The sequence below is a fragment of the Streptomyces sp. SKN60 genome, from assembly GCF_026236535.1.
In the GTDB taxonomy this organism is placed as follows: Bacteria; Actinomycetota; Actinomycetes; order Streptomycetales; family Streptomycetaceae; genus Streptomyces.
In genome coordinates this window covers 531,384-544,044 of record NZ_JAHTMW010000002.1, presented here as the reverse complement: position 1 = coordinate 544,044, position 12,661 = coordinate 531,384, and the positions used below count along the sequence as shown (strand labels likewise).

Genomic DNA, 12,661 nt, shown 5'->3' with positions numbered 1-12,661 from the left:
CTTCGGCATCAACCAGATGACCGTGAAGCAGCTCGCCCTCCCCGACCTCGTGCGGGAGTGCGTCCGGCTCGGCATCCCGGGCGTGGGCCTGTGGCGCGAACCCGTCCAGGAGTACGGGATCGAGGCCGCCGCCGCGCTCGTACGGGACGCGGGGCTCGCCGTCACCACGCTGTGCCGGGGCGGCTTCTTCACCGGTGAGGGCTGGGAGGCGGAGAACCGCGCGGCCATCGACGAGGCCGCGGTCCTCGGCACCGACACCCTCGTCCTGGTCTCCGGCGGCCTCACCCCGGCCTGCCCGGACCTGCCCGCCGCCCGGGCCCGGATCACCGAGGCCATCGGCGCGCTCGCCCCGTACGCGGGCGAGCGGGGCGTCCGCCTCGCCATCGAGCCCCTCCACCCGATGTATGCCTCCGACCGCTGCGCGGTCTCCACCCTGGACCAGGCCCTGGAGATCGCCGAGCACTTCCCGGCCGACCAGGTGGGCGTCACGGTCGACACCTACCACCTCTGGTGGGACGACCGCGCCCCGGCCGCCGTCGCCCGCGCGGGCGCGGCCGGCCGCATCCACTCCTTCCAGCTCGCCGACTGGACCACCCCGCTCCCGGCCGGCGTCCTCAACGGCCGCGGCCGGCTCGGCACCGGCGCGATCGATCTCCCCGCCTGGGCGGCCCTGGTCGAGAAGGCGGGCTACACGGGCCCGGTGGAGGTCGAACTCTTCAACGACGCCCTGTGGGCGCGCGACGGCGTGGAGGTCCTGGAGGAGACGCTGGAGGCATTCCTGGCCGTGTGAGTCCCGGGCAGGGGCGGGCGTTGTCCACAGGTGCGCGCATCCGGGTTGTCCACAGGCCCGCCCCGTTGTCCGAGGGCTTCGCTACCTTCGGGGCATGTCCAGCGAAGTGCGCAGTCTCGCGGTGCTCGAAGGGGTCCTGGAGCGGATCACCTATGCCAACGAGGAGTCCGGGTACACGGTGGCCCGGGTCGACACCGGGCGCGGGTCCGGGGACCTGCTGACGGTCGTCGGGGCGCTGCTCGGGGCGCAGCCGGGGGAGTCGCTGCGGATGCAGGGGCGGTGGGGCTCGCACCCGCAGTACGGGCGGCAGTTCACCGTGGAGAACTACACGACGGTGCTGCCCGCCACCGTCCAGGGCATCCGCCGCTATCTCGGCTCGGGCCTCATCAAGGGCATCGGGCCGCGCATCGCCGAGCGGATCGTGGACCACTTCGGCACCGACACCCTCGACGTCATCGAGACCGCGCCGAAGCGCCTGATCGAGGTGCCGGGGCTCGGGCCGAAGCGGACGAAGCTGATCGGCGCCGCCTGGGAGGAGCAGAAGGCGATCAAGGAGGTGATGGTCTTCCTGCAGGGCGTCGGGGTGTCCACCTCCATCGCGGTGCGGATCTACAAGAAGTACGGGGACTCCTCGATCGGCGTCGTGAAGAACCAGCCCTACCGGCTGGCCGCCGACGTCTGGGGCATCGGCTTCCTCACCGCCGACCGGATCGCCCAGGCCGTCGGCATCCCCCACGACAGCCCGGACCGGGTGCGGGCCGGCCTGCAGTACGCGCTGTCGCAGTCCACCGACCAGGGGCACTGCTTCCTGCCCGAGGAGCGCCTGATCTCCGACGCGGTGAAGCTGCTCCAGGTCGACACCGGGCTGGTCATCGAGTGCCTGGGCGAGCTCGCCGAGGACCCGGAGGGGGTCGTACGGGAGAAGGTGCCCGGCCCCGAGGGGCTGCCGGTGACCGGGGTGTTCCTGGTGCCGTTCCACCGGGCCGAGCTGTCCCTCGCCGGGCAGCTGCGCCGGCTGCTCGCCGCCGAGGAGGACCGGCTGCCCGCCTTCCGGGACGTCGCCTGGGACCGGGCCCTCGCCTGGCTGGCGGAGCGGACCGGGGCCTCGCTCGCGCCGGAGCAGGAGGAGGCGGTCCGCCTCGCCCTGACCCGTAAGGTCGCGGTCCTCACCGGCGGACCGGGCTGCGGCAAGTCCTTCACGGTCCGCTCGATCGTGGAGCTGGCCCGCGCCAAGCGGGCCAAGGTGGTGCTCGCCGCGCCCACCGGCCGCGCCGCGAAACGGCTCGCGGAGCTGACCGGCGCCGAGGCCTCGACCGTGCACCGGCTCCTGGAGCTGAAGCCCGGCGGCGACGCCGCGTACGACCGGGACAAGCCGCTGGACGCCGATCTGGTCGTGGTCGACGAGGCCTCGATGCTGGACCTGCTGCTCGCGAACAAGCTGGTCAAGGCGGTGGCCCCGGGGGCCCATCTGCTCCTGGTCGGGGACGTGGACCAGCTGCCCTCGGTCGGTGCGGGCGAGGTGCTCGGCGATCTGCTCGCCCCGGGCAGCCCGGTGCCGGCGGTCCGGCTCACCCGGATCTTCCGGCAGGCGCAGCAGTCCGGCGTGGTCACCAACGCGCACCGGATCAACGCGGGCGAGCAGCCCGTCACCACCGGCCTGCCGGACTTCTTCCTCTTCGCCGAGGAGGAGACCGAGGACGCCGCCCGGGTCGCGGTGGAGGTCGCCGCCCGCCGGATTCCCGCCAAGTTCGGCCTCGACCCGAGGCGGGACGTCCAGGTCCTCGCCCCCATGCACCGGGGCCCGGCCGGCGCCGGCTCGCTCAACGGGCTGCTCCAGCAGGCGATCACCCCGGCCCGCCCCGACCTCCCCGAGAAGCGCTTCGGCGGCCGGGTCTTCCGGGTCGGCGACAAGGTCACCCAGATCCGCAACAACTACGAGAAGGGCGCCAACGGCGTCTTCAACGGCACCGTCGGCGTCGTCACCGCCCTCGACCCCGTCGAGCAGCGGCTCGTCGTGCGCACCGACGAGGACGAGGAGGTGCCGTACGACTTCGACGAGCTGGACGAGCTGGCCCATGCCTACGCTGTGACCATCCACCGCTCGCAGGGCAGCGAGTATCCGGCGGTGGTGATTCCGGTCACCACCAGCGCCTGGATGATGCTCCAGCGCAACCTGCTCTACACGGCTGTCACCCGCGCCCGGAAGCTCGTTGTCCTGGTCGGCTCGCGCAAGGCGATCGCCCAGGCGGTGCGCACGGTTTCGGCCGGGCGCCGCTTTACCGCACTCGCCCATCGGCTCACAGGGAGCACTCTCGTGTGAAAGATCACGGAGGACTTCCGGAACCGGGGCGAAGGGGGCAGGATAAGCAGGTTGGCGGCACTGAGTGCCGCCGAATGGCCCAATGAGCGACCCCGAGTGCACTCTCCACAGCCAAATGGGGGATGGTAGAGACAGTCAGGGCACCTCGAAGAAGAGGCACTACGTCGGTGAGGGATGACGTGAGCGACAACTCTGTAGTACTGCGGTACGCGGACGGTGAATACACCTACCCGGTGGTCGAGAGCACCGTCGGCGACAAGGGCTTCGACATCGGGAAGCTCCGAGCCCAGACCGGTCTGGTCACCCTGGACAGCGGATACGGCAACACCGCCGCCTACAAATCCGCCATCACCTATCTCGATGGTGAGCAGGGCATCCTGCGGTACCGCGGCTACCCCATCGAGCAGCTGGCCGAGCAGTCCACCTTCCTGGAGGTGGCGTACCTGCTGATCAACGGCGAGCTGCCGAAGGCGGACGAGCTCTCCGTCTTCCAGAACGAGATCACCCAGCACACGCTGGTCCACGAGGACGTCAAGAACTTCTTCCGCGGCTTCCCGCGGGACGCCCACCCGATGGCGATGCTGTCCTCCGTGGTGTCCGCGCTGTCCACCTTCTACCAGGACAGCCACAACCCGTTCGACGAGAAGCAGCGCCACCTGTCGACGATCCGGCTGCTCGCCAAGCTGCCGACGATCGCGGCCTACGCGTACAAGAAGTCGATCGGTCACCCGTTCGTCTACCCGCGTAACGACCTCGGCTACGTCGAGAACTTCCTGCGCATGACCTTCTCGGTCCCGGCCCAGGAGTACGACCTGGACCCGGTCGTGGTCTCGGCGCTCGACAAGCTGCTGATCCTGCACGCGGACCACGAGCAGAACTGTTCGACGTCCACCGTCCGGCTGGTCGGCTCCTCGCAGGCGAACATGTTCGCCTCGATCTCGGCCGGCATCTCGGCCCTGTGGGGCCCCCTGCACGGTGGCGCCAACCAGTCCGTCCTGGAGATGCTCGAGGGCATCCAGGCCAACGGCGGCGACGTCGACTCCTTCATCCGCAAGGTGAAGAACAAGGAGGACGGCGTCCGCCTGATGGGCTTCGGCCACCGGGTGTACAAGTCCTTCGACCCGCGCGCCAAGATCATCAAGGCGGCGGCGCACGACGTCCTGTCGGCCCTCGGCAAGTCCGACGAGCTGCTCGACATCGCGCTCAAGCTGGAGGAGCACGCGCTCTCCGACGACTACTTCGTCTCGCGCAACCTCTACCCGAACGTGGACTTCTACACGGGCCTCATCTACCGCGCGATGGGCTTCCCGACCGAGATGTTCACGGTCCTCTTCGCCCTCGGCCGCCTTCCGGGCTGGATCGCCCAGTGGCACGAGATGATCAAGGAGCCGGGTTCCCGCATCGGCCGCCCGCGCCAGATCTACACCGGCGAGGTCCTGCGCGACTTCGTCCCGGTCGAGTCCCGCTGACTCCCGGACCACCAGCAGTCACAAGCGGAAGCGCCCCGCCGCCGATCCCCCCACGGGTCGGCGAACGGGGCGCTTCCCATATCCCCGGTGCGGATTCCCCCCACGGGATCCGGGCCGGGCGTCTGCTCGCGCGGTCTGCCGGGGTACGTACGTACGGGAGGGCCGCTCAAAGCTCCCCGGTGCACGTGCCCCGGCCGCGCTTGCCTGGAGACGTCCCCCAAGACATCTCCGTGAACGTCCCCCAAGACGTTCTCGGCATCGCCCACTTAGACTCGCGAACAGCCCAGATGGTTACCCCCCAATATCTGTGATCTAGATCTCTTTGTGAAGGTCCTGTGCGTCACGTGTAGGTGAATTCGCGTGATCACTCGCCGTACGGGGTCCCCCGGGGGCTCAGCGGAAGCGGCGCAGCCGCAGGCTGTTGGTCACCACGAAGACCGACGAGAAGGCCATCGCGAGCCCGGCGATCATCGGGTTGAGCAGCCCGGCCGCCGCCAGCGGCAGCGCGGCCACGTTGTAGCCGAAGGCCCAGCCCAGGTTCCCCTTGATCGTCGCGAGGGTGCTCCGGGAGAGCCGGATCGCGTCGGCCGCGACCCGCAGATCGCCCCGTACGAGCGTGAGGTCGCTCGCCTCGATGGCGGCGTCCGTGCCGGTGCCCATCGCCAGGCCCAGATCGGCGGTGGCCAGGGCCGCCGCGTCGTTCACGCCGTCGCCGACCATGGCCACCGTGCGGCCCTCGGCCTGCAGCCGCCTGACCACCTCGACCTTGTCCTGCGGCAGCACCTCGGCGATCACCTCGTCGATGCCGACCTCCGCCGCCACCCGCTCGGCCACCGTCCGGGTGTCGCCGGTGAGCAGCACCGGCCGCAGCCCGAGGCCGCGCAGCCGGGTCACCGCCTCGGCGCTGGTCTCCTTGACCGCGTCGGCGACCGTCAGGGTGCCCCGGGCCCGCCCGTCCCAGGCCACGTGGACCACGCCGGGGGCGGCCCGGTCCGGGACCTCGATCTCCTCGGCGGCGAGCAGCGCGGCCCGCCCGACCAGGACCAGGTGTCCGTCGACCGAGCCGCGCACGCCGAGCCCGGGGACGCTCTCGAAGGACTTCGGTACGGGCAGCTCGCCGACCCGCGCGGCGGCGCCGGCCGCGACGGCGCGGGCGACCGGATGCTCGGAGGAGTGCTCCAGGGCGCCCGCGAGCCGCAGCAGCTCGGCCTCGTCGGTGCGGTCGGCGCCGTAGGCGCCCCCGTACACATGCACCCCGGTCAGCTCCATCCGGCCGGTGGTGACCGTGCCGGTCTTGTCGAGCACGACCGTGTCGACGCGGCGGGTGGACTCCAGGACCTCCGGGCCCTTGATGAGGATGCCGAGCTGCGCGCCGCGCCCGGTGCCGACCATGAGCGCGGTCGGGGTCGCGAGGCCGAGGGCGCACGGGCAGGCGATGATCAGCACGGCGACGGCGGCCGTGAAGGCGGCGGTGGTGTCGCTCGTGACGAGCAGCCAGCCGACCAGGGTGCCGAGCGCGATCAGCAGCACCACGGGCACGAAGACGGCGGAGATCCGGTCGGCGAGCCGCTGCACCTCGGCCTTGCCGTTCTGGGCGTCCTCGACGAGCTTGGCCATCCGGGCCAGCTGGGTGTCGGCGCCGACCCGGGTGGCCTCGACGACGAGCCGGCCGGAGACGTTGACGCAGCCGCCGGTGACGGTGTCGCCGGGCGCCACGTCGACCGGCACGGACTCGCCGGTGAGCATCGAGGCGTCCACGGCGGAGGCGCCGTCGGTCACGGTGCCGTCGGTGGCGATCTTCTCCCCGGGGCGTACGACGAAGCGGTCGCCGACCGCGAGCGCGCCGACCGGGACCCGTACCTCGACCCCGCCCCGTAGGGCGGCGACGTCCTTGGCGCCGAGCCGCAGCAGCGCGTGCAGGGCCGCGCCGGCCTTCCGCTTGGCGCGGGCCTCCAGATAGCGGCCGAGCAGGAGGAAGGTGATGACGCCGGCGGCGACCTCCAGATAGATGGTGGAGGCGGCGTGGTCGCGGGAGACGGTGAGGTCGAAGTCGTGGCGCAGGCCGGGCATCCCGGCGTCCCCGAGGAACAGCGCCCACAGCGACCAGCCGAAGGCGGCGAGGGTGCCGAGCGAGACCAGGGTGTCCATGGTGGCGGCGCCGTGCCGCAGATTGGTCCAGGTGGCCCGGTGGAAGGGCAGCCCGCCCCAGACGACCACGGGCGCGGCGAGGGTGAGCGAGAGCCACTGCCAGTTGTCGAACTGCAGGGCCGGGACCATCGAGAGCAGGACGACGGGGAGGGAGAGGACGGCGGAGACGGTGAGCCGCTGCCGGAGGGAGGCGAGCTCGGGGTCCTCCTGATCCCGGACTTCGGACGTGTCGGCCTCCGACTCCGGCCCGGGCTCCGGCTCCGGCTCGGGCGGCGGGGGCTCCTCGGCGGTGTAGCCGGTCTTGACGACGGTGGCGATGAGGTCCGCGACCGGGAGCTCCGCCGGGTGTTCGACGCGCGCCTTCTCGGTGGCGTAGTTGACGGTCGCGGTCACGCCCTCCATCCGGTTGAGCTTCTTCTCGACCCGGGCGGCACAGGACGCGCAGGTCATGCCGCCGATCGTGAGCTCGGTGACGGTGGAGGTCGTGAGCGGTTCCATGGAGGTTCCCAACAGGAGCAGGGCCGTACGTAGTCACCGTACGGCCCTGCGGGGGTGAGGCGGAGGGCCGGTGGTCCCGGCCCGCACGTCAGGCGAGGCCGACGAGCTCGTAGCCGGCCTCGTCGACGGCGGCGCGGACGGCCTCCTCGTCGAGCGGGGCGGCGGAGACGACGGTGACCTTGCCGGTGGCGGCGACGGCGGTGACCGAGGCCACGCCGGCGATCTCGGAGATCTCGCTCGACACCGCGCCCTCGCAGTGGCCGCAGGTCATGCCCTTGACCTCGTAGACGGTGGTGATGCCGTCGGCCTGGGCCGCGTCCGCCGCGCCGCCCTGACAGCCGCCGGTGGAGGAGCAGCAGGAGGCGGTCGCCTGGGGGAGTTCGGTCCGGGTCTCGGCGGTCATGGCGTTCTCCTCTTCGAGGGGCGTGTACTCACCCCCATTGTACCCCTAGGGGGTATGGATGCGGGTGGGGGTCCGGGTGCGGGTTCGTACGGGGTCCGGACGGGGGTCCGGTCGTGCCGGGCCCTCACGTTCCTCCGCGTGCCCGGCGATTGGCCGGAGCTTATGGTATTGACCCCGTATGTCGCATTCGGGGACCACGCTGATCCTGATCATGGCGATCGCCGTCCTGGCGCCGCTGCTCGCCTACGGAGCCGCCCGCTGGCTCCCCGTACCCCTCGTCATCTTCGAGATCCTGCTCGGCATCCTGGTCGGCCCCGACGTCCTGGACTGGGCGAGGACCGACGCCCTCATCGACGGGCTCTCGGAGCTCGGCCTCACCATGCTGATCTTCCTGGCGGGGTACGAGATCGAGTTCGGCAAGGTCCGCGGCGACACCCTCAAACGCTCCCTGGGCGCCTGGGGCATCGCCCTGGTCCTCGGCCTCGGGGCGGGCGTGCTGCTCGGCGGCGGTTACACCAAGGGCGTGTTCATCGGGGTCGCGCTCACCAGCACCGCGCTCGGCACCGTGCTGCCCGTGCTGCGCGACTCCGGCGGACTGCACGGGCGCTTCGGCTCGGTCGTCATGGCCTTCGGCGCGGTGGGCGAGTTCGGGCCGATCATCGCCATGGCGCTGCTCCTGAGCGGCCGCCGGCCCGCCGAGTCGGCCGCCCTGCTCGCCGTCTTCGCCGCGCTCACCGCGGCCGCCGTCTTCTGGGCGATGCGGCCCCGCCGGCCGTGGTTCTCCGACATCATCGTGCGCACTCTGGACAGCAGCGGGCAGTTCGCGCTCCGCTTCGTCTTCCTGTTGCTGGCCGTGATGCTGGGCGCCTCCACGGCGCTCGGCCTGGACGTGCTGCTCGGCGCCTTCGCCGCCGGGATGATCACCCGGCTGCTGCTCGCCGGAGCCGCCCCGGAGTACGGGCCGCGGATCCTGGAGAAGGTCGAAGCCGTCGGCTTCGGCTTCCTCGTCCCCGTCTTCTTCGTCGTCACCGGCATCGAGTTCGACCTCGACTCGCTGCTCTCCGGCGGCCGTACGCTGCTGCTCCTGCCGCTCTTCCTCGCGCTGTTCCTGGTGGTGCGGGGCGGGCCGATCTGGTTCCTGGCCCCGCGCGACCTCGGCCGGCGCGACCGGAGCGGGCTCGTGCTCTACGGCTCCACGGCGCTGCCGCTGGTCGTCGCCATCACCACCATCGGTGTGGACGACAAGACGCTGACGGCGGGCGAGGCGGCGGCGCTCGTCGGGGCGGGCATGGTGTCGGTCCTCGTCTTCCCGCTGCTCGCGCTGAGGCTGCGGGCGGGCGCGGAGGGCGAGGCGGAGGGGGCGCCGGAGTCCGCGTCCGTGCCCGAGTCCGCGTCCGAGTGGATCACGGGCTCGGAGTCGTGGTGACCGGAGTCGTGGTGACCGGAGTCGTGGCACCGGGAGTGGTGAGCCGCTGGTCCGCGAGGGGCGGGGCGAGGTAGCGCAGCAGGACCGTCTTCAGCTCAGTGATCACCGCCTCCCGCTCCGGTCCCTCGGGCGCGGCGAGCACGAGCGCGAGTCCGGACTTCACGATGGCGAAGATCATGTCGGCCATCCGGGCGCGCTGGGCGGGCTCGGTGCCGGGCAGGTAGTGGGCCATCAGCTCGCCGACCCGGGCGAGCATCGAGGCGTGCAGGGCGTCGTGCTCCTCGGCGATCCGGCCGGGGATCTCGGAGCCGTGCATGAGCGCGAGGAAGACCGGGTGCTGGCAGTTGAACTCGATCAGCGGGTCGAGGACGGCGTCCACGAGCTGGGGGATCGGCAGTCCCAGGTTCGCTGGAGTGAAGGCCTGCCCGTGGGCGGCTCGCATCTCGGAGAGCAGTCGGTCGCCCAGCTCCAGGGCGATGGCCTCCTTGTTCGGGAAGTACTGGTAGAGCGTGCCGGGCGAGACGCTCGCCTCGCGGGCGATCGCGTTGGTGCTCGCCGCCGTGTAGCCCTTGGCGCAGAAGACGTCCGCGGCGGCCTGGAGCAGCTGGGCGATCCGGCGTTCGCCGCGGGCCTGGCGGCGGCGCGGCCTCGGTTCCGCGGGCGCGGTTCCGGGGGTCTCCTCGTCCTCGGACATGGCTGTCCACAGCCTCCTCAACACGTTTGACAAACACGAGAGGTCGCTCGCATTCTTGAAAAACGCGAGCGATGTCTCGTGTTTGCCAGCCTATGGCAATGGGCGACCCCTGCGCGCGTCGCACGGGTCACGGTGAAGGGGACACCGCGTCATGGCCGAAGTCAAGAAAGCCCTGCCCACGGGGGGTGGGCCCGGCCGCTGGACACGGCTGGTGACGGCCCGGCCCCGGCTGTCGCTGCTCGTCGCGCTGGTCCTCACCGCGCTCGCGGTGCTGGCCGGCGGCGGGGTCGCCGACCGGATGGGCAGCGGCGGCTGGGAGGACCCGGACGCCGAGTCCACCCGGGCCATACAGGTGCTTGAGCGGGAGTTCCCCGCCTCGCAGCCCAATGTGCTGCTCCTGGTCGACGCGGGGTCCGCCGGGGTCGACGCGCCCGCGGTCGTCGCCGAGGCCCGCCGGCTCGCCGAGCGGCTCGACGCCCAGGAGGGCGTCGACGGCGTCGGCTCCTACTGGCAGACCGGCTCGCCGGCCCTGCGTTCGAAGGACGGCCGGCAGGGCGTGATCGCCGCCCGCATCGACGGCGAGGAGAAGGCGGCCGGCGAGATCCTGCAGCGCCTCGCCCCCGAGTTCCGCGGCACCCACGGACCCGTCGAGGTCTCCGTCGGCGGCCCGCTCGCCGTCCGTCATGAGATGCAGACGATCATCCAGGAGGACCTGCTCAGGGCGGAGATGATCGCCCTGCCGATCACCCTCGTCCTGCTCGTCATGGTCTTCGGCAGCGCCGTCGCCGCCGTGCTGCCGCTGGGCATCGGCATCGTCGCCATCCTCGGCACCAACGCGGTGCTGCGCGGCATCACGGAGTTCACCGACGTCTCCGTCTTCGCCCAGAACCTCACCACCGCCCTGGGCCTCGGACTCGCCATCGACTACGCCCTGTTCGTGGTCCGGCGGTTCCGTGAGGAGCTGGCCGGCGGCGCCGACACCCGCACCGCCGTCGCCACCACCCTGCGCACCGCCGGACGGACCGTGCTCTTCTCCGCCCTCACCGTCGCCGTCTCGCTGGCCGCGATGCTGGTCTTCCCGCAGTACTTCCTGCGCTCCTTCGCCTACGCGGGCATCGCCGTGGTCCTGCTCGCCGCCGCGGCCGCCCTGATCCTGCTGCCGGCCGCGCTGCTGCTGCTCGGCGACCGGGTCAACGCCCTGGACCTGCGCCGGGTCCTCCGGCGGCGGGGCACCGCCGATGCCGGGCGGGCGGAGGGCGCCGGATGGGGGCGGGCGGCCGGTCTCGTGATGCGGCGGGCGCCGTGGTTCGCCGCCGTCACCGCCGCCGGCCTGGTGCTGCTCGGACTGCCGTTCCTCGGCGTGAAGTTCGGCACCGCCGACGACCGCCAGTTGCCCGCCACCGCCGAGTCCCGCGTCGTGCAGGACCAGCTCCGCGAGGGCTTCCCCGGCAACCCCGGCGGCGCGCTCACCGTGCTCGCCGAGGGCCCGGCCACCGCCGCCCAGTACGAGGACTACCGCACCCGGATCGAGGCCCTCGCCGGCGTCGCCCGGGTCGACGGGCCGGTCACCGCCGGCACGGCCGGTGCCGCCGATGCAGCCGGTTCCGCGGGCGCCGGCGGGCGGACCCACGCGTACTACACCGTCGTCCCCGAGGGCGAGGGAGTCGGCGCCGGAGCCCAGCGCGTGGTCGGCGAACTGCGCGCCGAGGAGGCCCCCTTCGCCACGTCCGTCACCGGCGCCGCGGCCGTCCTGGTCGACTCCAAGGACGCCATCGGCGAGCGTCTGCCCTGGGCAGCCGCCATCGTCGCGGTCGTCACCCTGATCCTGGTCTTCCTGCTCACCGGCAGCGTCGTCGTCCCGCTCCAGGCCGTCGTGCTCAACGCCCTCAGCCTGACCGCCATGTTCGGCGCCGTCGTCTGGGTCTTCCAGGAGGGACACCTCGCCGGGCTCCTCGGCTTCACCTCCACCGGCGACATCGAGACCACCCTGCCCGTCCTCATGTTCTGCGTGGCCTTCGGACTCTCCATGGACTACGGGGTGTTCCTGCTCTCCCGCATCAAGGAGGAGTACGACGCCACCGGCGATCACGAGGGCGCCGTCCGGCACGGACTGCGCCGCACCGGCGGGCTGATCACCGCGGCGGCCGTCATCCTGGCCGTCGTCATGGTCGCCATCGGCACCAGCCGGGTCACCAACACCAAGATGCTCGGCCTCGGCGTGGCCCTCGCCGTCCTCATGGACGCCATGGTGGTGCGCAGCCTGCTCGTGCCGTCCGTGATGAAGCTGACCGGCCGCCTCACCTGGTGGGCGCCCGCGCCGCTGCGCCGGCTCCATGCCCGCTTCGGCATCAGCGAGGGCGGCATACCCGGGGCGCCCGCCCCCGAGGCGGGCGCCGCCCGCGAGCCAGAGAAGGAGACCGTCGCCGGATGACCGTCCGCGGATGACCGGCGCGGGACGACGGAGGCCCCGCACCGCGCGGGGGCGCGGTGCGGGGCCTCCGGGGCTCGGGGCCTCCGTCTCCCTCGGGGCGGCTCAGTTCCGGCGGCTCCGGTTCCCCGGCCGGTTCGCGACCCAGGCGCGGATGGTGTCCGGGGTCCAATAGGGCTTGCCCGACTCCACGTGGTCGGGCACGGGCAGCAGTCCGTGCTTCCGGTAGGAGCGGACCGTGTCCGGCTGCACCTTGATGTGCGCGGCGATGTCCTTGTACGACCAGAGCCTTCTGTCGGTCATGGCGTGGCACCTCTCCTGCGTGCCCGGCAGGGCGGCGGGGGCGCCGTCGGGGGAGCTGCCGGACGTCACTGGTGATCACTCGTGACGCGTGATCACTGAGCCTGTGCCCGGTCGACGGCCCCTTCCGACGGGAGGAGAGAGGCTGTCGAGCGCCTGTGACGGAAAGCCCGCGTAACGGAGAC

Annotated in this window: 9 protein-coding genes; 5 read left to right on the top strand and 4 right to left on the bottom strand. The window is 72.1% G+C overall.

The window, feature by feature from the left end:
* Positions 1-16 precede the first annotated feature (16 nt).
* The 3 genes from KV205_RS05560 (at position 17) to KV205_RS05550 (ending at position 4,579) form a co-directional block, all read left to right on the top strand.
* On the top strand, positions 17-790 hold the full coding sequence (locus tag KV205_RS05560; protein WP_274710150.1) for a sugar phosphate isomerase/epimerase family protein: 774 nt from the start codon (positions 17-19) through the stop codon (positions 788-790).
* Between the two features lie 94 nt (positions 791-884).
* The gene (locus KV205_RS05555) at positions 885-3,110 is read left to right on the top strand and encodes an ATP-dependent RecD-like DNA helicase (RefSeq protein ID WP_274710054.1); all 2,226 of its coding nucleotides are present in this window, start codon (positions 885-887) and stop codon (positions 3,108-3,110) included.
* 179 nt (positions 3,111-3,289) lie between these two features.
* Positions 3,290-4,579 carry a citrate synthase gene (locus tag KV205_RS05550; RefSeq protein ID WP_265862607.1) on the top strand — a complete coding sequence of 430 codons (1,290 nt, stop codon included), beginning with the start codon at positions 3,290-3,292 and terminating at the stop codon, positions 4,577-4,579.
* A gap of 393 nt (positions 4,580-4,972) precedes the next feature.
* On the opposite strand, the gene KV205_RS05545 is transcribed toward KV205_RS05550, so the two are convergent.
* Entirely contained in the window at positions 4,973-7,225 is a 2,253-nt protein-coding gene (locus tag KV205_RS05545; RefSeq protein WP_265862606.1) for a cation-translocating P-type ATPase, read from the bottom strand.
* An 88-nt stretch (positions 7,226-7,313) separates the two neighbouring features.
* Positions 7,314-7,628, bottom strand: coding sequence for a heavy-metal-associated domain-containing protein (locus KV205_RS05540; protein WP_265862605.1), 315 nt, complete (start codon positions 7,626-7,628; stop codon positions 7,314-7,316).
* Between the two features lie 178 nt (positions 7,629-7,806).
* On the opposite strand from KV205_RS05540, the gene KV205_RS05535 reads away from it, so the two are divergent.
* Entirely contained in the window at positions 7,807-9,054 is a 1,248-nt protein-coding gene (locus KV205_RS05535; RefSeq protein WP_265862604.1) for a cation:proton antiporter, read from the top strand.
* On the opposite strand, the gene KV205_RS05530 is transcribed toward KV205_RS05535, so the two are convergent.
* Positions 9,032-9,748, bottom strand: coding sequence for a TetR/AcrR family transcriptional regulator (locus KV205_RS05530; protein WP_265862601.1), 717 nt, complete (start codon positions 9,746-9,748; stop codon positions 9,032-9,034). The two genes, KV205_RS05535 and KV205_RS05530, sit on opposite strands and share 23 nt — an antisense overlap.
* A 151-nt stretch (positions 9,749-9,899) precedes the next feature.
* Here KV205_RS05530 and KV205_RS05525 point away from each other — a divergent pair, with 151 nt between their 5' ends.
* A complete protein-coding gene (locus KV205_RS05525; RefSeq protein ID WP_265862600.1) occupies positions 9,900-12,179 on the top strand; it encodes an MMPL family transporter in 2,280 nt (759 codons plus the stop codon).
* A gap of 102 nt (positions 12,180-12,281) precedes the next feature.
* Here the strand turns inward: KV205_RS05525 and KV205_RS05520 are convergent, their stop codons facing one another.
* Positions 12,282-12,479: an AlpA family transcriptional regulator gene (locus KV205_RS05520; protein ID WP_265862598.1), complete on the bottom strand. Its 198-nt coding sequence runs from the start codon at positions 12,477-12,479 to the stop codon at positions 12,282-12,284.
* Between the last annotated feature and the right edge of the window lie 182 nt (positions 12,480-12,661).

Excerpts from the sequence above, each read along its gene's own strand:
- KV205_RS05545 (WP_265862606.1), bottom strand. The coding sequence starts at position 7,225 with ATGGAACCGCTCACGACCTCCACCGTCACCGAGCTCACGATCGGCGGC.
- KV205_RS05520 (WP_265862598.1), bottom strand. The coding sequence starts at position 12,479 with ATGACCGACAGAAGGCTCTGGTCGTACAAGGACATCGCCGCGCACATC.
- KV205_RS05535 (WP_265862604.1), top strand. The coding sequence starts at position 7,807 with ATGTCGCATTCGGGGACCACGCTGATCCTGATCATGGCGATCGCCGTC.
- KV205_RS05540 (WP_265862605.1), bottom strand. The coding sequence starts at position 7,628 with ATGACCGCCGAGACCCGGACCGAACTCCCCCAGGCGACCGCCTCCTGC.
- KV205_RS05525 (WP_265862600.1), top strand. The coding sequence starts at position 9,900 with ATGGCCGAAGTCAAGAAAGCCCTGCCCACGGGGGGTGGGCCCGGCCGC.
- KV205_RS05560 (WP_274710150.1), top strand. The coding sequence starts at position 17 with ATGACCGTGAAGCAGCTCGCCCTCCCCGACCTCGTGCGGGAGTGCGTC.
- KV205_RS05555 (WP_274710054.1), top strand. The coding sequence starts at position 885 with ATGTCCAGCGAAGTGCGCAGTCTCGCGGTGCTCGAAGGGGTCCTGGAG.
- KV205_RS05530 (WP_265862601.1), bottom strand. The coding sequence starts at position 9,748 with ATGTCCGAGGACGAGGAGACCCCCGGAACCGCGCCCGCGGAACCGAGG.